This is a genomic window from Nostoc sp. UHCC 0252, assembly GCF_034931145.1.
Classification (GTDB): Bacteria; Cyanobacteriota; Cyanobacteriia; order Cyanobacteriales; family Nostocaceae; genus Nostoc.
On the sequence record NZ_JAYGHE010000104.1, the window covers coordinates 1 to 20,134 of the forward strand.

Consider the following 20,134-nt stretch of genomic DNA (forward strand, 5'->3'; position numbering starts at 1 on the left):
TAGCAGTACTATTGCTAATTTATTTTCATGCAGCCGCAGTTTTTTATCAAGGCGAATTAGGCGAGTTTTATATCCAAAATGATTTACTAAGCCCTATTCTTGGATGGTTTATTTTTTTCGTTCATCAGTGGCACATGCCATTGTTTTTTTTAATTTCTGGGGCTGCCTCTTGGTTTTCTCTTCAGTTGCGAACACCGATGCAATATGTGAACGAGCGCTTTGGGCGACTATTAATCCCTTTCATATTTGGTACGCTGGTGTTGGTTCCTCCTCAAGTCTATTACAAACTTCTTACTCGTCACCAAGATATCGGTTCCTATTTGCAGTTTTACCCACAGTTTTTTAACGGGATTCGTCCTCAAGGTAATTTTGAGTGGGCGCACCTATGGTTTGTGATTTACCTATTTGTGCTGTCTATTGTTAGTCTCCCTCTATTATTATTCTTTAAGCAACAGATAGATTGTTACTGGTATTCTAATATTGCAACTTTTATGAAACAGCCAGGAGCAATTTTCTTGCCTGCTTTACCATTGGCTATGGTTGAAGGCGCATTCCGTCCCCGATGGTTTGGTTTTCAAAATCTTTATGATGACTGGGCAAATTTGTTGCTGTACTTTTGTTATTTTGTCTATGGTTTTCTTCTCTGTTCTGACAATGGATTTAGACAAGCAATTGCTCAATACCAAAAGCTGATGTTGTTTATAGCAATAGCTACCATGTCCGTTATCTATGGAATACAGGTAACTGAGACACTTCCTGTACGTGGCTATTCTGTGGGATATATTCTTTACCAAATATTGCGAGCTATCAACTCTTGGTGCTGGGTTACTGCTATACTTGGGTTAGGTCAGCGATATCTATCATTTAGTAATAATATCCTGCAATATACAAGCCTTGCAGCTTATCCAGTTTACTTGCTGCATCAAACAGTTTTGGTAGTCATCTCTTTTTATATAGTGAAATGTAATTTAGGTACAACAGCGAAGTTTTTAATTATTAGTACAGCAACTGTTTTAGTGACCATTGCTTTATATGAAATTTTAATCAAACGGTTCAATATTACTCGATTTTTCTTTGGATTAAAGCCTAGTAGAATCAACAATTAAAATAAAGATAACAATAAAATTAATAAATTGTATGTCTCAAGTTTCGATTATAATTCCTACTTTAAATGAAGCAGCCAACTTAGAACGTACATTGCACCAACTGACTTTACTTAATCCTCCTGCTTTTGAAGTGATAGTGGTAGATGGTGGCAGCGAAGATGAGACAGTGAAGGTGGCAAAGCAAATTTTTGGGTCATTTAATCGGACTTTAAATGTACAAGTTCTTTCATCTCAACAGCCAGGACGTTCTATTCAGATGAACTATGGAGCATCATCTGCAACTGGAGATTTTCTTTGTTTTCTTCATGCAGACACTTGGGTTCCAGATGATTTAATCAGCGTTATCAACAAGACTTTGGGAGAGCCTAACGTTGCCTGTGGAGGGTTCATTTCTCTGATGAGTGGATCTCAAACAACTCGTTGGGGTATTTCTCTACATAATTATTTAAAAACCTACTATGCACCATTGTTATTTAAGCCTCATCTCTTTTTTCGAGGATTGCGTCTGTTGTTTGGAGATCAGGTAATGTTCTGTCGCCGCATTGATTTTTGGGATTGTGGCGGGTTTGATCGGGCATTGCCGATTATGGAGGACGGAGATTTATGTCTGAAATTGGTTAAAAAGGGACGTATTTATCTGGTGAACCGTATTGTCCAGTCTTCAGATCGTCGTGTGGCAAAATGGGGTAGCTGGAAAGCAACTGCAATTTACCTTTACATTGGGATTTTGTGGGGGATTGGCGTTGATGCAAATTATCTCAAACAATTTTATCAAGATATTCGCTGATTTAGGCTCCAGTCATAGTAAAGATAGGATATCCGCGTTGAGGCATTAAGAGGATAGTCTGTTTTCAAGTAGTAGCTAATGTATTCAGGAATTGAGGGGGCAACCTTTAAAAAATCCTGACGATACCACTTGAATATTTGATTACAGTAAAGCGTTTTGCTCTCAATGTCATAATGAACTTTTTCTGGATTATTTATAAAACGACGCGCATCTTCATCTAATTGCTGACTCACCTGCTCAGGAAAGTAAGCTTCTGAACGGAGTAAAGGACAACCAACCGAAGCACAAACGATCGCAAAATGAATTTGTGGCTCCTGCAATTTGTCACGCAGAATAGAATTCTCAATTTCAGCTAAACTGTAACTTTTGCCAAACATATAATAAACGCGACGTTGGAAGAACCACAAAAAAGCTAGCCAGTTGGGAATTCCTAAAATTCGCGGACGAATTGACTCTATCGGATATTTCTCTAGAATTGTCGAAATGGTGAATGCATTGTAAAGGTTTATCCACAATGCCAATTGCTCAAAGTTGTTGCAATTAGATTTAAAAGCTAAATTTCTCTGGTTCGACAACCAATTGCTAATTGCTTGGGGTTGCTCTTTTTTCCAAGCAATATAGTCTACACGACCATGCTCATCTACGTACTGATGTAACAACCTATCCCACGGTTCAAAATCAATCATCATCGTTGTGTTGATATGTTATGGCGTTTCCTAGTCTGCTGAGGTACAAATCTCTGCGTACCTCTGCGCTTTACTTCGCGTCCCTTTGCGTTTCAAAATATTATCTGTACCTCACTTAACTGGCAATCGCTATATACCAATTTAAAAACTAAGAATAGACAGCCAGAGAACTGAATATCACGTCTTGACAAGGCTTTCACACCTATGATAGCTATGCACCCCTACCTTGTACCTGACTAAAACCAGAAATGCTATATACGCTATGCCTAAAGATACACGCTTTTTAGCAGTAGTTTATGTGAGTCTCTATTGGGGAAAGTAGTTATCTTTGAATCAGGAATTATGCCACAGTACTTTGGACAACTGCACACAGAGGAAGCGCCTTGGTCAATCCTGGGAGCAGTACAAACAATACAACAGAATGAGCGCCATATCCTCTTTCTGTGCGGCGATCCTTGTCTAATAATTAGTGTCCTAGCACCAAATTTAATTCGGGTGCGGATGGCACCAAGTGGTGAATTTCTCTCTAGGCGATCGTGGGCAGTGGCACTTGCGGATGAAGAATGGCCTGTTGTGCCCTTTGAAGTGCGGGAAACAGCAGAGACTTTAGAAATAAAAACTGAGCAATTATCTATTGTTGTGTCCCGCGATCCCTGTCGTATCCAGTTCTTTGACTCAGCAGGACAGCCCTTTGCTCACGATACAGACTTAGGCATGGGGTGGCGGACAGGGGAGGTTGCTGGCTGGAAACGGATTGAATCTGACGAACATTTTTATGGTTTTGGTGAACCGACTGGTTTATTAGATCAGCGCTCAAAAGTCAAAACTAACTGGGCATCAGATGCGATCGATTACGGCATCATGACAGACAGTATGTATCAGGCAATTCCTTTTTTCATGGCGTTGCGTCCGGGATTGGGATACGGGCTTTTTTTTAATACTACTTATTGGAGCCGATTTGATCTAGGCGCACAGCAGCCTGGAGTCTGGCAGATGGAAACCCAGGCAAGTGAACTAGATTACTACATTATTTATGGGCCTGAACCTGCAAAAATTATCCAGACTTACACCCAGCTAACTGGACGGATGCCCTTACCACCTCGATGGTCATTAGGTTATCACCAATGTCGCTGGAGTTACGAGTCACAAGATATAGTCAGCAAACTAGCTAACGAATTTCGTCAGCGTCGCATTCCCTGTGATGTCATCCATTTAGATATTGATTATATGAATGGCTACCGGGTTTTTACCTGGAGTCCCAAGCGATTTGCTAACCCTCAAGAATTAATCCAAAATCTTAAGCAAGATGGCTTTAAAGTAGTAACTATTATTGATCCGGGGGTCAAATACGAACCAGAAGCAGATTACAAAGTCTTTGACGAAGGATTAAAAAACAATTATTTTGTCCGAAAGACTGATGGTCAGCTATTTCACGGCTATGTTTGGCCAGATAAAGCTGTTTTTCCTGATTACCTAAATCCTGAAGTTAGAGATTGGTGGGGAAATTGGCAAAAAAGTTTAACTGATATTGGTGTTGCCGGTATCTGGAACGACATGAATGAACCCGCACTTGACGATCGCCCATTCGGCGACCCTGGTAACAAAATTTCCTTTCCTCTCGATGCACCGCAGGGCCCAACTGACGAGAGAACTACCCACAAGGAAGTTCACAATCTTTATGGGCTAATGATGGCACAGGCATCTTATCAAGCAACTAAAATATCTCGTCCAACTGAACGTTCTTTTGTACTAACACGCTCTGGATATGCAGGCATTCAACGCTGGTCAGCTATATGGACAGGAGACAATCAATCTCTGTGGGAACACTTAGAAATGTCTATACCCATGCTTTGTAACTTGGGTCTATCGGGTGTTGCCTTTGTCGGTAGTGATATTGGTGGGTTTGCGGGAAATGCTACGGCGGAATTATATGCGCGTTGGATGCAACTAGGAATGCTTTACCCGTTGATGCGTGGGCATTCAGCATTAACTACTGCACAGCATGAGCCTTGGGTATTTGGCGATCGCATCGAAAAAATTTGCCGCGAGTATATTGAACTTCGTTATCAACTACTACCTTACATTTACACTCTTTTTTGGTTGGCTGCAACTACTGGCGCACCAATCCTTCGCCCACTTCTCTATCATTTCCCCAACGATCCAAAAACCTTTGCTCTCGCCGATCAAGTAATGCTTGGCCCCTCCTTACTAGCAGCACCAATTTACCGTCCAGGTGTTGAACATCGCGCCGTCTACTTGCCTGAAGGTTGTTGGTACGATTGGTGGAGTGGAGAGGAATTTACAGGGCCAATTCACATTCTTGCAGCCGCACCACTGGAGAAAATGCCATTATATGTTCGTGCTGGCTCGATTATTGCGATCGCCCCAGTAATGCAATATGTAGATGAACATCCTATAAACCAACTGAGATTGCGAGTCTGGAAAGGCGTTGGTGAATTTACCCTTTATGAAGATGATGGTCATACTTTTGAGTACCAAACAGGAGCCTTTTGCACCACTACTTACCGCGTTTATTCTGAGCAACAAAGAACCGTTGTTGAGATTGCAGCCAGAGAAGGCGAGTTTTCACCTGTAACCCGTGAAACCATTGTGGAACTAGTCGGCGTTGGTGAACAGAGTTTTCCAGATGATGGTACTGCCCATCGGTTGGAATTTTCTACTTAGGCAACATTTTTTTAGCGATCGCACCTGCGGAATCGAGAACTTACCAACATAAACGCACTATTGTCAATGAGTTAAAATACTTAAATAATTCTTTTTAGAGTGTTCCAAAAAATAAATGATCCAAAACCCGTCATTGCGAGCGTTTTTTTACTTGGATTATTCTTAAATAATTATTTAAGTCATATCAATTTGAAAAAAGAATACAACAAATAGACCATTTGTAGAGACGCGATTCATCGCGTCTTTACTTTACAATGATCTTGTTTTTCTTTTGCTTTTAGCCGACTACAAAATTCACCAACTTTCCAGGTACAACAATTACCTTTTTAATCTCTTTGCCTTCGATGTAACGCTGGGCAATTTCTGATTCACGGGCGTATTTCTCCAACGCTGCTTTATCTGCTTGTGCTGGTACTTGAATCGCACCGCGAGTTTTACCCATAACTTGAATCACTAAAGTAATTTCATCAGCTACCAAAGCAACAGGGTCAAATGATGGCCAAGTTTGAGTGTGAACTGAATCACTTTCACCCAACAAATGCCATAACTCATCAGCAATGTGTGGCGCAAAGGGTGCGAGTAACATCACCAAAGTCCGAATACCTTCTGCATAAATTGGTGAATTTTTGTCGGCATCACTTAGGGCATTACTCAACTTCATCAATTCGGAAATAGCTGTGTTGAATTGATATTCGTCTTCCAAATCTTCCGTCACCGCTTGAATAGCCGTGTGAATCGCCCGCCGCAAATCCTTTTCTGCCTTAGTTAAATTAGACAGTTGGGCTTTCTTACGGGATACTCCAGCAGCAACATAATCTGTCACCAAACGCCAAACCCGATTTAAAAAGCGGAATTGTCCTTCCACATCGGCTTCATCCCATTCCAAATCTTTTTCTGGCGGCGCTTTGAACAAAATGAACATCCGCGCTGTGTCTATACCATATTTGGAAATTACATCTTCTGGCGCAACACCATTACCCTTTGATTTAGACATGGTGGCGTAGAGACGTTGCAAAGGTTCGCCTGTCTGAGGGTCGCGGGGGTCAGCAGAATTGACTAAATTAGAAGGAATCCATTTATCTTTACCGCCCTTATTGGGATTTAGGTAAGTTAAACCCTGTACCATCCCTTGAGTTAACAGGCGTTGGAAGGGTTCATCAAAGTTCAGTAATCCTCTGTCCCGCAGAACCTTAGTGACGAACCGCGAATACAACAAATGTAAAATCGCGTGTTCAATTCCACCTACATACTGATTCACTGGCATCCAGTCATTAACTTTACTGGAATCGAAAACCTGTTGTTCATTCTTAGCATCAGTGAAGCGCAAGAAATACCACGAGGAATCAATAAAAGTATCCATCGTGTCAGTTTCTCGCTTCGCTGGAGTACCGCAAGTTGGACAAGGCACATTTACCCAGCTTTCCAACTGAGTTAAAGGTGAACCACCACGTCCAGTAAATTCCACCTCTTCTGGTAACTGGACTGGCAAATCCTTATCAGGTACTGGCACTATTCCGCAGTTGGGACAGTGAATTACAGGTATCGGTGCGCCCCAGTAACGCTGCCGTGAAATTAACCAATCCCGCAAGCGATATTGCACCCGCACTTTACCAAAACCTTGTTTTTCGGCGTATTCAATTATCGCTTGTTTAGCATCTGTGGAAACCATACCAGTAAAAGCCCCAGAATTAATTAAAATTCCTGGTTCAGTGTATGCCTGTTTATAGTCAATTTGAATGAGTGGTGATTCACCAATTTCTGATGCTGGAGTTAAGTCAAAACCTGCAACATCATCTGGGGAAGCGATAACAAAATCAACTGGCAAATCATAATTTTTAGCAAACTTAAAATCCCGGACATCATGAGCTGGTACACCCATCACTGCCCCAGTACCATACTCATACAGTACATAGTCAGCAATCCAAATCGGCACTTCTTCCCCTGTAAACGGGTTAATTGCCACCCCACCTGTGGGGATACCCCGCTTCGGTTTGTCTTCAGAAGTACGTTCCAACTCACTTTGATTGGAAACTTCTTTAATAAAGACTTCTACGGCAGCTTGTTGTTCTTTTGTGGTGACACTTTTTGTTAAGGGATGTTCTGGTGCTAATACCAGATAGCTGACACCATAAACTGTATCTGGGCGCGTGGTATACACGGCGATTTTTTCATCTATCCCAACAATGGGAAATTCTAAATAAGCGCCTGTAGATTTACCAATCCAGTTTGCCTGCATCAATTTGACCCGTTCCGGCCAACCTGTCAACTTATCCAAGTCATTGAGTAATTCTTCGGCATAATCAGTAATCTTAAAAAACCACTGCCGCAACAATTTGCGCTCAACTATTGCACCACTGCGCCAAGAACGTCCTTCGTTATCAACTTGCTCATTTGCCAATACAGTTTGGTCAATGGGATCCCAGTTTACGGCTGCTTCTTTTTGGTAAGCTAATCCTGCTTGCAAAAACTGCAAGAAAATCCATTGTGTCCACTTGTAATAATCTGGTGAACAGGTAGCAAGTTCACATTCCCAATCAATGGATAAACCAAGACGCTGCAATTGCTGCCGCATTTGGGCAATATTTTGATAAGTCCACTTTGCTGGCGGCACACTACGGTCAATGGCGGCATTTTCTGCTGGCAAGCCAAAGGCATCCCACCCCATTGGGTGTATTACTCGATACCCTTGCATTCGCTTGAGGCGGGCAATCACGTCAGTAATGGTATAATTACGGACGTGACCCATGTGTAGGCTGCCCGATGGATAAGGGAACATGGATAAAGCGTAGAATTTTGGCTTGTTGCTAGCTGAAGGGGTTTTATCTAAGCCAAGTTCTACCCATGTTTTCTGCCATTTCTCCTCAATTGCTGCCGGGTTATATCGGGAATCCACCAAAAACTCTCCTAATGGGTTTGTCTAGGTTAACCTAACAGGTTAACCTATATATTGTAGGTCAACTAATCACATATTTATATAATGAAGCATCAGCCAAATTATGCCTGAACTGCTAGTGTTTCAGGTATGGCAAGAATCATTTGATAAACGTGTTAGATGCTTGAATCAAATATAAAATTTTCTGATTTGGTGCAGGTTTTTGTCTACGGCACACTCAAACCTGGTGAAGCTAACTATCAAAGATACTGTGCTGGCAAAGTAGTTGATTATAAAAGAGCCTTTGTACAAGGCAAATTGTTTGCTTTGCCAATGGGCTACCCAGCGATGACGCTAGGGGATAGCCAAGTTCACGGATATTTACTTTCTTTTCCCAACCCAAAGATTTTAAATGAGCTAGATGTGCTGGAAAATTGCCAGCCCACTAGACAAGCATCAAAAAACCTCTATAATCGTCAAATTATCGAGGTTTATGAACCACAGTCGCTCTCTTATAGTTGGGCTTGGGTTTATTTCATGACTCTAGAGCGAGTTGAGCAATTAAGAGGATTTTCCCAACCTGATGGTTGGTGGAGTGGCTGTGGTTTAACCGTGAATTTATCCAATTAATTTATGTCCTGTTTGGAGTCGCGGCTTTGCGGCTGTACCCGATAGATTGGATTTTTTGGAGACGCTACTGCTGCTTTAGGAATTTCAATAACCGGGTTATTTAGTCCCACCATCAAAGGGGAAGGTGGAATTATAGACGCTGAGGACGTTTGAATTGGCTCTTTTTGTGGTCGTTGCGCCAGTTGTGGCACATTCAAACCACCAGGTACTAAGCTAGATGCTGCACCGATTACACAAGCAGCAACGGCTGCACCTGCCGCCATCCAGTTTAAGCGGGAACGGCGGCGCAAACGTGTCAATACTTGCTGAACTGTTGCTTCTGTTGACTCCTGGGCTGTGGGCACTGGGAGAGTCCGCAAGCCTTGGCGCAGCTTTAACAGCCGGGCATACAGGCATTGAACGGAGGCATCGTTTGCCAGCCATTCTTCTACTTGCCTGCGTTCTATAGCCGTGACTTCACCATCAAGGTAAGCACTCAATAACTCGAAGCGATCGCGCTTCACCATATCCATAAGACCCGTTGATTCATTGGTATGCTTGGCCATTCCATCTGAAAAATCTTGAGGAAGTTGCAAAGAAGAACGGTCGTAAAACTGAGAATCAGTAGTCATCTTAACATTATTACCAATTCATTTACGGGTAAACTGGGCAGAAATTTCGGGAAAATTAGCCATTTTTCCTTCTCAGGATACAAGCGATCTATGTCTTTGGTGGTAATTCTTAATCTATGCTTAAATTTTGCCCAATGGCAGAGGCAATATCCTGTGAATTAGGAGTCTAGATAATTCTGCAAGTGTGCTTGCAGTCTCGATCTAGCTCTGGCTATTCTTGACTTCACAGTTCCTAAAGAAACTCCAGTGATTTCAGCAATTTCTTCATAAGCCATGCCCTCGATTTCTCTCAGGACAATGGTAGTACGAAAAACTTCTGGTAAATCCGCGATCGCTTCTCGCAATTGCTCGTAAAATTCTCTAGTTGTCAGTTCTTCTTCGGGGCCTGGGGTATCGCCAGCGATTTCCCAATCCATCTCACCGTCCTCTACAGAACGGGGAGCATCCAATGATAAAGGACTAACAACCCGCTTGCGTTTCCGCAACTCATCGTAAAACAAGTTGGTGGCAATGCGGCTTAACCAGCCCCGAAATTTAGCTGGCTCTTGTAATCGGTTAATATTCCGATACACTCGAATCCAAACTTCTTGAGCTAAATCGGCCCTATCAGACCAATCTGGAGCCAGGTGGTATAGAACTCTATCAACCTGACTTTGATAGCGGCGTAATAGTTCTGAAAACGCAACACGATCTGGCCGCAGTCCCACTTGACAGCGCAAAATTAAATCGTGGTTAGGGAGTTTGTCAACTTGCACTGATGCTTCTGGATACTTTGCATCAACCGTTGACCAGGATACAGTAATCGACTGACTCATAGATCGTACTGGCTCTAAATCATCCCTATCTATTAGACCTGCTAATGGAACAGAAGTTCCATGCTAAGGTGACGGATTTATGACTGGAACACGGAGGCAGACAATTTTGGATACATTTGTAGCAATAAGGAGAGCCACTTTTTCCTTATACTGCTGGCATAGTTGCCCAAGACTCATCAATTAACAAAGGCGCAATAATATGCACATTTTAGTACTTTTAGCAACTGGGTATATACGCTTGATAAAAATAATTAAATCTGGTTATTAAAGGATGAAGATAAAAATTTTGTAATTTTAATTTCTTGATACCTTTAAAATTCAGGGAATAATTTTTGCGAGTTTGCTTGCTGCGGTTACTATAATGGTGATTTATTTTTTTGATTTTGTTACCAAAATAGTTGCTGATTGTTCTACCTGTAACCCGTAAGTAGCACCAGTGTTATGTTCCCCTGGTACGCGAACTTGAAAAAACAAATTCAGAGAAAATGTAATTGTGACTGCTAGCAATAGTTTTTCAAACATGATTTTTCTCCCACCTACACCACTAACCATTGATTGCTACATTGCAAAAGTTCCGTCAGAAAGTCCAAGTGTTGGCTTACAACCCCCAGAACTTTGGAGAAATGAGGTTGCTCACTTGAAGTTCTATTGCTGGAACAATTTGCATAGTCTTAGTTTGCCCAGAGGTGTTGGCAGATTTATATCGGAAATGATAAGTATTGATAAATTTTTGATAATCGGATGATGAACCCATCCAAATACTCGGCTGGATATGTCAGGGATAAATAATAGGCGATGGCAATGGTAAGAAACGAATCTCTAGGGCGGATAGTAATGTTGCTTTGTTTTGGCACAGCATTTTTATCTTTAGCTGTCCATTGGCGGATTACTACGGCACAACGGCAGTTTGAAAAGTCTGCTGCATCTACGATGCGGCGAGATTCTACCCTCACCAATGCGAAGGGAAGCCGCTCAGAGGGAGTCTACAAGAATCTGTCACAAGTGAATTTAGGAGAAATCGCGCTGGGCGCGTCTGTGCCAGCTAGTGAAGTGGCCCAAGGCTCAACTATTCAGAGGGCGGTTACACCAAAGTCCTCTGCTACTATTAAGCCTGGAACTAAGCCGAAAATAATTAAGAAGAATGTAGCGAAAGCAACGACTCGGAGGGCTTCTAGACTCAAATATTCTGCTATTAAGTCTAAAACTAAGTCGAAAATAATTAAGAAAAATGTAGTTAAATCAAAGACTCAGAAGCCTTCTACACCAAATCCTACTATTAAGCCGAAAACAATTAGGAATAATGTAGCTCAAACAACCGAACTACCAATTAATACGCAGTTGGTGGCGCAAGCAGAAAAACAAAATCCAGTTGCGGATAGTTGGCCAAAAGGTTTATGGTCTAAGGCTTCAGCCCAGCAAGTACCATCTAATAGGGTAGCAGATGGCAAGACACAAGTGGTAGTTGATTTAAGCGATCGCCGCACTTATGTATACGCAGGAGATGAAGTGATTGCCAGCTACCCAATTGCTATAGGTAAAAAAGGTTGGGAAACGCCCACGGGTTCTTTCCAAGTGATCCACATGCGACACTTTCCAATCTGGCGACACCCAATTACAGGTAAAGTATTTGAGGCTGGTACGGATAGTCCTTTGGGAGACAGATGGATCGGTTTTTGGTCAGACGGACGCAATGAAATTGGCTTTCATGGCACGCCAGAGATTGACCTGGTAGGAACGGCTGTATCCCACGGCTGCTTAAGGATGCGTAATTCTGATGTCAGAATGCTTTATGAGCAAGTGAGTATAGGGACAACAGTGTTAGTGCGTAATTAATCGATGGAGTCATTAGTCATTAGTCATTAGTCCTTTGTCATTTGTTTTAGACAAAGGACTAATGACCGATGACTATATAAAATTATAATTTTTGCTCAAAGTTAGGTGCATAAGTTTGGAGTAAAGCACTAACTTGGCGTACAACCTCATTGCCAGTGTTTTTGCCCAAAGCTTGCCGTTCTGGGAAGAAATTGGGTCGATCCAGGTAACGGTTAATCGCCTCACTTATTTGCTGGGAAATTAATTCTTGCAGCTGTGCTATGGCGGTTTGGCGTTGGAAGCTAGCGCCCTCTTCTGTAGTAGCATACAAAGGTGGTAGCCGATTGAGAGCGTAAGCAGCAATATCACCCACATCTAGAGAGCTTTCGCTGGTCGCTTCAATTTCTGCGACTCTGGCGATCGCTTCTGTCAATACCAATTCTTCCATAACGTTAATGAATTGTTTGCGAGGTACCGCCACTACCTCACCAGTCAATAGCGCTCCCATGAGCCGATCTAGCGCCATATACTCTTCAATTGAGAGTTCCGAGGCGTTGTCACAGATTCTACCGACTTCGGCTTCCATTGCTGGTGTCAAATAACCATCCTGGAGAGCTTGTTCTACAATCTTTTCGATACTCATAATGCTTATCATCATTTATGTTAGCAAAGCTTGGTAGGGACGGTATCAATCTAATTTCTTTTGCCTATATTCTCAGCAAAAAACACAAATTATCCACAGACGCGATCAATTCCGCCTCTACTAATTAACGACCTTAGTTCGCCAAGGTGTTGGATCAACAGATTGTCCGTTGACATATAGACCCCAGTGTAAATGTGGCCCTGTGGAAGCACCTGTTGAACCAACTGCACCAATTAGTTGACCAGCTTTCACAAGATCACCTTCTTTAACGTTAATACGACTCAGGTGCATGAAAATACTGGTTACTCCTTGACCGTGGTCAATGCCAACTACGTTACCGTGTACCCTAAACCCTTGGGATACCCTACCTACCAAAGCAACTCGCCCAGCAGCTGGGGCAATTACCGATGAACCGGCAGCACCAGCGTAGTCAAGACCACGATGATAGTAGTCCTTTGCAAATGTACCATTATAGTAGCGACGTACACCATAGGTTGTACTCATTCGTCCTGCATTTGGCTTCAGAAATACTCCATTCCAATACTTTTCTGGTGTTTGTAATGCTTTAAAAGCTGCGACACGCTTAAGTTCGTATTCTGTCGCACCCACTCCGGCTTTGCCAGGTGGCAAAGTAATGCGTTGTACGGGGAATTTGCGATTCAGTACATTCACTGCCAGGTTTTGCACTTGACCATCCCCTACAACCCTAAGTGTTCTGGTTCCAGGTTTTTCTAAGGGAGTTGTGGGAACAAAAGCCCGATACTGATTGGGGGCAATTTCAAAGGCAGGGTATGTATTATTACCACTAGCTACCATTGGATTTGTAACATTATCTGGATTATCTAAATTAATCTCCACTGAGAGTGTATCCCCTAATTTTGGATTAGTCGGAGTCACCTTTACTTGTAAAGCCTCTACAGGCAATGCCAAAGTAATAGGGAGAACAGCAAATATTCCCTTTAACATATTTATTGCACGGTGATTAGCTGTCAAACTTTTGACATCAAAACCCAGCGACTTCTTGTTTGAACTACTAGCGCTATTCTCAATAATCATAGAGCTACAAAAATTCCTTACTTGTGTTGGAAAATAGACTAGCTTATTTCTACTCGTGTTTGTTGTTTTAAGTAGATGTTGTTGAAACCCATATTCGGGAAACCCTACAGAGACTTATAGACAGCAGAAGTACAGGATTAGAAGGTAGGACAGAATGATTTGTAACTGTAATATAGGAAATATAGGAATTGGTATTAACTTTAATAACCAAGTTGTATTACATTGGCAATAATCTTAAAATTTAACTAAATTGATGGCAAAGACGCTCCTGTGGCTTGCTATACTGATTATTTGTTAGGCAACAAAAGAAACCAGTTGAGATTATAGCCATTACATAATAATACTTGAAGGAAATCCTAGAATCAACTGGACACTTGTGCAACTGGACACTCATACTACACTGTTAATTTAAAGTTAGTGTAAGTAAATCACGCAAACCAGGTGAACTAAGGGCAAAGTGCCAGAAATAACCCTATAAAACTTAGGGAAAGCTTGTTTTAGTAAGCTGTTGAGCATTTAATTGCACAAACAGGGTGGTCATCTTGCCATAAGTGTGAAGCTTAAAAAAATATAAACTTGTCAAGTGCGTAAAACTCAATGGTTAAACTTAACACAATGGTGTTAAGAATAGCTATGACTTAGCCACGGAGGAAGGAAATCCCAGACTCTCAGTATTAGGATAAGCTCCCCCGCCCCAAAGTGAGGAAATAAAACCACGAATAATTAAAGATGTCTCTACATCTTTTCAATTCAATCCCAGTTCTTCTTTCAATGCCTCCGGCACATTAACTGCTGTTTCTAACCCCCGTACACCCTCCCACTGCTGCTTTGTGCCCCAAGTCATTTTTTCCATATTGGCATCGCTGAGGTCTGCACCACCAAGAATGGCACAACTGAGGTCACTGTTGCTGAGATCCGCGCCATTAAGGATGGCACCACTGAGATTACTGCCACTGAGGTTAGCACTGTTAAGATTGGCATAACTGAAGTCTGTACCGAAAAGGATAGCGTCGGTAAGGTCAGCACCACTGAGGTCGGCTTCGCTAAGAATTACCCCACTGAGGTCGGCTTCGTTGAGAGTTACCCGACTGAGGTCTACGCCACTGAGGTCTGCACCTAAGAACATTGCACCGTTAAGCCTAGCATTGTTAAGTTTGGCACCATTAAGTTTGGCATAGCTGAGGTCAGCAGCCATGAGGATGGCATCACTAAGGTTGGTACTGAAAAGAATTGTGTCGCTGAGGTTAGTACCGTTGAGGATGGCATGATTTAAATCAGCACCACTGAGATCGGCACGGCAGAGGTCAGCATGGTTCAGATTGACGCTGCTGAGGTTAGCTTCACTGAGATTTGCACCGAAAAGGATGGCATTACTGAGGTCAGCATGGCTGAGGTCGGCGCGGTTGAGGTCGGCGCGGTTGAGGTCAGCGCGGCTGAGGTCGGCACGGCTAAGGTTAGTGCTGCTGAGGTCGGCACGGTTGAGGTCGGCGCGGCTGAGGTTGGTACAGCTGAGATTAGCACCACTAAGGTTGGTGCTGCTGAGGTCGGCACCACTGAGGTTAGCGCCACTGAGGTTAGCACCACTGAGGTTTGCATCGCCGAGGTTTGCACCGCTAAGGTTAGCACCGATGAAGTTTACACCAGTTAAGTTGGCATCACCGAGATAAGCAAGGCTTAGGTCAGCACGGCTAAAGTCTGCCCCAGTGAGGTTGGCATCGCCTAAGTAAGCACTGCGAAAGTTACCGCCTTTGAGAAATTGCCCGACTATGTTGCTGAAGTTGCCAATTTCTAGGGCATCACTATAGTTAATGATCCGTAGTAGTTGAGATGTGAAAAAATTGTCTGTATCGGGTTGGGCTGATGGATAGAAGATGATTTTTTGTTTGAGTTCATCTTGCTCTTGGGCATAGCGGTGTAACTCTAAGAGTAAAATTAATACGTTTAGCCCTGTATATATATCTACCTGTCTCAAGCCAAGAGCAATATTCTGTGCCGCCAGCTTTAACCTTGTTTTCTGAGGTAGGTTATCATCTGGTGTCCCATCGATAAATTCTCCTTGACACCAACGCCGATAAAAATCTTCTAGCCGCCAGAAAAGTACTTCCAGGCTAATTTTTTGATTAGCCACAATAAATTGGATTATTTGTTGGACTATTTCTGGTTTCAGCGCCCCATTACCCAGTAAATCATAAATCTCTGTATGCATCTGGCGATGCCCACGATGGGCTACGCCTACATATACTTTCATATAGAACTCTGATGGTAGCGTGTCTAATGTCCGATCGCCTATCTTAGAAGTCCAATCACTCCTTGATATTGTCCATTTTTCTAAGCTTTCTTGCAGTCTTTGAAACCATAAATCTTCATGCAAATTATCTTGAGTAAATTTACCGCTTTTGTCTAGTTCTTTAATATTTTTTGCTAGGGATAAAACTGCTTCAGTTTCCACAGATGTCGTCTTTGGCATCTCTTGTAACCTTACATCCCTGACATAATTTCTCAGCAGTTGCCAAACTTGAGATAAATATGTTGACATTTCCGTGTCCGTTGTTACATTTTAATTACTGTTTTGAGAATTTGGAAATAAAAATTTTATGTGCTAGTTTGCTTCTCATTGCCAAAAATAAATAGTATCAATAAATACTACACGAAAAATATCATGAGTTGGGACATCTACGATGGGCTACACAAACGGCGTTCTTGGATGTCGGCTTCTCTCTAACCTATAGTTAGCTCAGGTTTATTCTCTGGATGCAAGTAAAGTGCCATCGGAAAAAATCTTTCAATCATCAAGTAATTGTTCTACTTTGGTTAATTTGTTATACTTTTTTCCCCAGATATTTACTAACGTGGTGTAAAAATAATACTTACTGTTTGTAAAAGATGCAATTGTTAGGAAAATGATCCTGGACAAAAGTGTAACAAAGGCAGAGAAATGCCAACTAAAACTGAAGTCTAAAGTTCGCTGCTTTATATAAAGCAGATGACATAATTGGCAAAAAGCAGGCTACATAGCTTCGCAAAAGTTAGAAGTTAACTACGGTATCTTTATCGGGGAAATTGATATGATGAACAACAGATTAACTTTTTATATGATTTTGTTACATGGTTTGTTTTTAGGAATAGCATCGGTTAACGCCAAGTCCTTGGCTGTGAATAGAGTTAATACAGAGTTGCCAGCAAAACATAAAACTGTGCGGGTTTTAGAAGCCGTAGTTAAAGCCGATAGTCAGTTAATGGCAGAAACTGCAACTAATATCTCAGCATTATCGTTAAATAATATAAATATTCCTCAGAAACAGAGGCTACCTTCAGGGCAAGTTTGGGTGGTTAATCGAAATAAACACGCACAGCCTCAACCGTTTATTTGGGTAGTAAAAGATCCTAAAAAGGCATCAGAACAACCATTTTTACAAGTTGCAAAACCCGCAGAAAAGCCTAAACCTACTAAAACACCAACAGTAAAGGATGAGTTAGAGGCGTTTGATGAAGTAGTGAAAGGAACCCACAAATCAGGGGGGCTATTCACCCTTTATCGCAATAAAGAAAAGAATAAAATTTATTTAGAAATTAAGCCAGAGCAACTTAATATTAATTATCTAGCTACTGCAACCCTGGAATCGGGCATTGGCGAACGGGGTATTTACAGTGGTATGCCTCTGCAAGATTTTTTATTTTATTTCCAACGAGTAGATGATAAATTAAACTTTGTCATCCGCAATGTCAATTTTCGCACTCGTGAGGGAGATCCTCAAGTGCGATCGCTAGCCCGGTCTTTTAGCGATTCTGTTCTCTACAGCATTTCCCTTAAAAGCATTCATCCAGAACGCAAAACTCTTCTCATCGACTTGGGTGATTTGCTACTGACAGATTTAGGTGGATTAGCTGTAAGTTTAGGAGTCCCTGGAACCGCAGACCACTCTTATTTTGGTACTGCTAAAGCTTTTCCCCAAAACTTAGAAATTGAGTCAGTTTTGAATTTCTCTGGTGGCAGTGGTCGTGATAGTGAGATTGCAAGCTTTGCGTCGCTAGCTGATAACCGTGGCTTTACCCTGCGCGTCCACTATAGTCTCTCCCAACTACCCGATAAAAATTATCGCCCGCGCATTGCTGACGAACGCATCGGCTATTTCATCACCGCCTACCAAGATTTATCCAAAGACGATCGCGGCGATTCTTTTGTCCGCTACATTAATCGCTGGAATTTGGAAAAACAAGACCCGAAAGCAGCAATTTCTCCACCCAAAAAACCGATTGTCTTTTGGATTGATAACGCTGTGCCCTTAGAGTACCGCGATGCTATCAAAGATGGTGTTCTAATGTGGAACAAAGCCTTTCTTAAGGCGGGATTCAAAGACGCAATTGAAGTTCGCCAAATGCCAGATGATGCCACATGGGATCCAGCAGATATTCGTTATAACACGATTCGCTGGATCAACACAGTAGATGGTTATTTTGCAATGGGGCCATCTCGCGTTAACCCATTGACTGGGGAAATTTTGGATGCAGATATTCTCGTAGATGCTAGCTTTGTGCGGGTACTCAAGAGTGAATATCGCAAAATTATTCAACCTAGCCAAACAGAAAATCGCACTACCATATCAGCCTTGATGCAAAATCGTCTACTTTGCGCCAATGGTTTAGATGCAAAAAATAACGGTGTTCCCCAGCAGATGCAAGGAAAACAAGGGTTGTTGAGTCGTTTATCGAAAATGGCAGGCGAGTACGATTTATGCTATGGGATGGAAGCTGCTAACCAGTTTGCCGTTGGTTCACTGGCGATGTCACTGCTGCCTGAGACGACGGCCACTCCAGACCAGATGAAACAATATATCAACGAATATTTGCGTTTAATCATCGCTCACGAAGTTGGACATACTCTTGGTTTGCGCCATAATTTCCGTGGTAGTACATTGCTATCACCACAGGAGATGAATAATACGGAAATTACCAAAACCAAAGGTCTGACAACTTCGGTGATGGATTACATTCCTCCAAATATTGCCCCTCAAGGGACAAAACAGGGAGATTATTTTCCCAGTATGGTGGGGCCTTATGATGAGTGGGCGATTAAATATGGCTACATACCAATTCAGACATCAACTCCCATAGCAGAAAAGCCAATTTTAGAGGAAATTGCTGGACAATCCTACAAGCCAGAGTTGAGTTATTCCACAGATGAAGATGTGTATGACCTTGATCCCACAGCCGATGCATGGGATAACAGTGGCAATGTCCTGCTTTATTCTCAGTGGCAGTTGAATAATTCGCGGGTGATGTGGGAACGTCTTGATAAGCGTTACCCAATGGCTGGTGATAGTTACAGCGATGTGAGCGAACGTTTTAGTACAGTATTGGGTAACTATTTTCAGCAGATATATTACACCACAAAATACATTGGGGGACAGTCTTTCTCTCGCATTCATCCTAGCGAGATAACTTCCGGGAAGGCTTCTGAAGTCGGCCAACGCCGATTACCATTTGAATCGGTACCAGTTGAAGAACAACGGCAGGCTTTAGAAACGTTGCACAAATATCTATTTGCAGAAGATGCCTTGAGTTTTTCACCAGAATTACTGAATAAATTAGCACCTTCCCGTTGGCGGCATTGGGGTAGTACACCGCAAGTTGGTCGTTTGGATTTTCCAATTCATGACTTAGTGCTATTCATGCAGGGTTCTGTGTTGCGGGATTTGCTCTCAGGCGATCGCCTTTCTCGTCTCAAGGATATTGAACTGAAAACGAAGCTCGAAAATGCACTGACTCTACCAGAACTATTTGAAACTTTGCAGTCAGGTATCTGGACAGAAGTAATCCAACCAAAAGGTAAACCCATGAAGATTGCCAGTTTACGGCGAGGCTTACAGCGACAATACCTGGACATTTTAACTGATATGGTGTTGCGAAAAGAATATGTGCCAGAAGATGCTCGGACTTTGGCTTGGTATAAGCTCAAACAACTAGATGAGAAACTCAAGGGGGTAAATTCTGAGGATGAATATACCAAAGCGCACTTACTAGAAACGCGCGATCGCATTGAGAAAGTCTTAAACGCTCCGTTGCAAGCGAATTAAAAAAGTTGTAGAGACGCGATTAATCGCGTCTCTTTGGCAAAATATATTTATCATATCTACAAAGGCTGAAAAAACAGTTTATGTCAGCTAGAGATAAATTTCACAATATTGTGAAATCGGCATTGCAAAAAGACGGGTGGCAAATTACTCATGATCCTTTGTTAATTCGCATAGAACATATTACCGATATGTACATTGACTTAGGAGCAGAGAGAATTATTGCGGCAGAAAGAGAAGGACAGGTAATAGCAGTTGAAGTTAAAAGTTTTATTGGCACTTCAACTATTTCTGAGTTTCATACTGCGGTGGGACAGTTTATTAATTATCGATATGCTTTCTTAAGAAATAGATTCAGAA

Annotated in this window: 15 protein-coding genes and 3 pseudogenes; 8 read left to right on the top strand and 10 right to left on the bottom strand. The window is 42.1% G+C overall.

The window, feature by feature from the left end:
* A partial coding sequence (locus tag VB732_RS32750) for an acyltransferase family protein (protein WP_323235009.1) occupies positions 1-1,106 on the top strand: 1,106 nt, incomplete at its 5' end.
* Between the two features lie 31 nt (positions 1,107-1,137).
* Positions 1,138-1,893, top strand: a complete 756-nt coding sequence (locus VB732_RS32755) for a TIGR04283 family arsenosugar biosynthesis glycosyltransferase (RefSeq protein ID WP_323235010.1) — start codon at positions 1,138-1,140, stop codon at positions 1,891-1,893.
* Here the strand turns inward: VB732_RS32755 and VB732_RS32760 are convergent.
* Positions 1,878-2,582: a DUF547 domain-containing protein gene (locus tag VB732_RS32760; protein ID WP_323235011.1), complete on the bottom strand. Its 705-nt coding sequence runs from the start codon at positions 2,580-2,582 to the stop codon at positions 1,878-1,880. The genes VB732_RS32755 and VB732_RS32760 overlap by 16 nt on opposite strands.
* Positions 2,583-2,921: 339 nt before the next feature.
* On the opposite strand from VB732_RS32760, the gene VB732_RS32765 reads away from it, so the two are divergent.
* Positions 2,922-5,264, top strand: a complete 2,343-nt coding sequence (locus tag VB732_RS32765) for a glycoside hydrolase family 31 protein (protein WP_323235012.1) — start codon at positions 2,922-2,924, stop codon at positions 5,262-5,264.
* 277 nt (positions 5,265-5,541) lie between these two features.
* Here the strand turns inward: VB732_RS32765 and leuS are convergent, their stop codons facing one another.
* A complete protein-coding gene (gene leuS, locus VB732_RS32770) occupies positions 5,542-8,157 on the bottom strand; it encodes a leucine--tRNA ligase (protein WP_323235013.1) in 2,616 nt (871 codons plus the stop codon).
* Between the two features lie 159 nt (positions 8,158-8,316).
* Here leuS and VB732_RS32775 point away from each other — a divergent pair, with 159 nt between their 5' ends.
* A complete protein-coding gene (locus tag VB732_RS32775) occupies positions 8,317-8,766 on the top strand; it encodes a gamma-glutamylcyclotransferase family protein (RefSeq protein ID WP_323235014.1) in 450 nt (149 codons plus the stop codon).
* On the opposite strand, the gene VB732_RS32780 is transcribed toward VB732_RS32775, so the two are convergent.
* From VB732_RS32780 to VB732_RS32790, 3 genes are all read right to left on the bottom strand, one after another.
* The gene (locus tag VB732_RS32780; RefSeq protein WP_323235015.1) at positions 8,763-9,377 is read right to left on the bottom strand and encodes an anti-sigma factor family protein; all 615 of its coding nucleotides are present in this window, start codon (positions 9,375-9,377) and stop codon (positions 8,763-8,765) included. The two genes, VB732_RS32775 and VB732_RS32780, sit on opposite strands and share 4 nt — an antisense overlap.
* A gap of 158 nt (positions 9,378-9,535) precedes the next feature.
* Entirely contained in the window at positions 9,536-10,192 is a 657-nt protein-coding gene (locus tag VB732_RS32785; RefSeq protein WP_323235016.1) for a sigma-70 family RNA polymerase sigma factor, read from the bottom strand.
* A gap of 369 nt (positions 10,193-10,561) precedes the next feature.
* A complete protein-coding gene (locus tag VB732_RS32790; RefSeq protein ID WP_323235017.1) occupies positions 10,562-10,714 on the bottom strand; it encodes a hypothetical protein in 153 nt (50 codons plus the stop codon).
* Positions 10,715-10,993: 279 nt separating this feature from the next.
* On the opposite strand from VB732_RS32790, the gene VB732_RS32795 reads away from it, so the two are divergent.
* Positions 10,994-12,025, top strand: coding sequence for a L,D-transpeptidase (locus tag VB732_RS32795; RefSeq protein ID WP_323235018.1), 1,032 nt, complete (start codon positions 10,994-10,996; stop codon positions 12,023-12,025).
* An 82-nt stretch (positions 12,026-12,107) separates the two neighbouring features.
* On the opposite strand, the gene VB732_RS32800 is transcribed toward VB732_RS32795, so the two are convergent.
* The 4 genes and pseudogenes from VB732_RS32800 to VB732_RS36085 all read right to left on the bottom strand — a co-directional run.
* Positions 12,108-12,647, bottom strand: coding sequence for a late competence development ComFB family protein (locus VB732_RS32800; RefSeq protein ID WP_323235019.1), 540 nt, complete (start codon positions 12,645-12,647; stop codon positions 12,108-12,110).
* A gap of 120 nt (positions 12,648-12,767) precedes the next feature.
* Positions 12,768-13,703 carry a M23 family metallopeptidase gene (locus VB732_RS32805; protein ID WP_323235020.1) on the bottom strand — a complete coding sequence of 312 codons (936 nt, stop codon included), beginning with the start codon at positions 13,701-13,703 and terminating at the stop codon, positions 12,768-12,770.
* A gap of 745 nt (positions 13,704-14,448) precedes the next feature.
* The gene (locus VB732_RS36080) at positions 14,449-15,021 is read right to left on the bottom strand and encodes a pentapeptide repeat-containing protein (protein ID WP_416235796.1); all 573 of its coding nucleotides are present in this window, start codon (positions 15,019-15,021) and stop codon (positions 14,449-14,451) included.
* Positions 14,995-15,090: pseudogene (locus tag VB732_RS36085) on the bottom strand (pentapeptide repeat-containing protein); the annotation flags it as partial. The pseudogene VB732_RS36085 and the gene VB732_RS36080, both read right to left, overlap by 27 nt.
* Between VB732_RS36085 and VB732_RS36090 the strand changes: the two are divergent.
* Positions 15,068-15,157 (top strand): annotated as a pseudogene (locus VB732_RS36090) (pentapeptide repeat-containing protein); the annotation flags it as partial. The pseudogenes VB732_RS36085 and VB732_RS36090 sit on opposite strands and share 23 nt — an antisense overlap.
* On the opposite strand, the pseudogene VB732_RS36095 reads toward VB732_RS36090, so the two are convergent.
* Positions 15,118-16,239, bottom strand: a pseudogene (locus VB732_RS36095) (pentapeptide repeat-containing protein); the annotation flags it as partial. The pseudogenes VB732_RS36090 and VB732_RS36095 overlap by 40 nt on opposite strands.
* Positions 16,240-16,771: 532 nt before the next feature.
* On the opposite strand from VB732_RS36095, the gene VB732_RS32815 reads away from it, so the two are divergent.
* Together VB732_RS32815 and VB732_RS32820 are read left to right on the top strand one after the other, a co-directional pair.
* Positions 16,772-19,777: a zinc-dependent metalloprotease gene (locus VB732_RS32815; RefSeq protein WP_323235023.1), complete on the top strand. Its 3,006-nt coding sequence runs from the start codon at positions 16,772-16,774 to the stop codon at positions 19,775-19,777.
* An 80-nt stretch (positions 19,778-19,857) separates the two neighbouring features.
* Positions 19,858-20,134: element excision factor XisH family protein (locus VB732_RS32820; RefSeq protein ID WP_323235022.1), on the top strand; the 277-nt coding region annotated here is incomplete at its 3' end.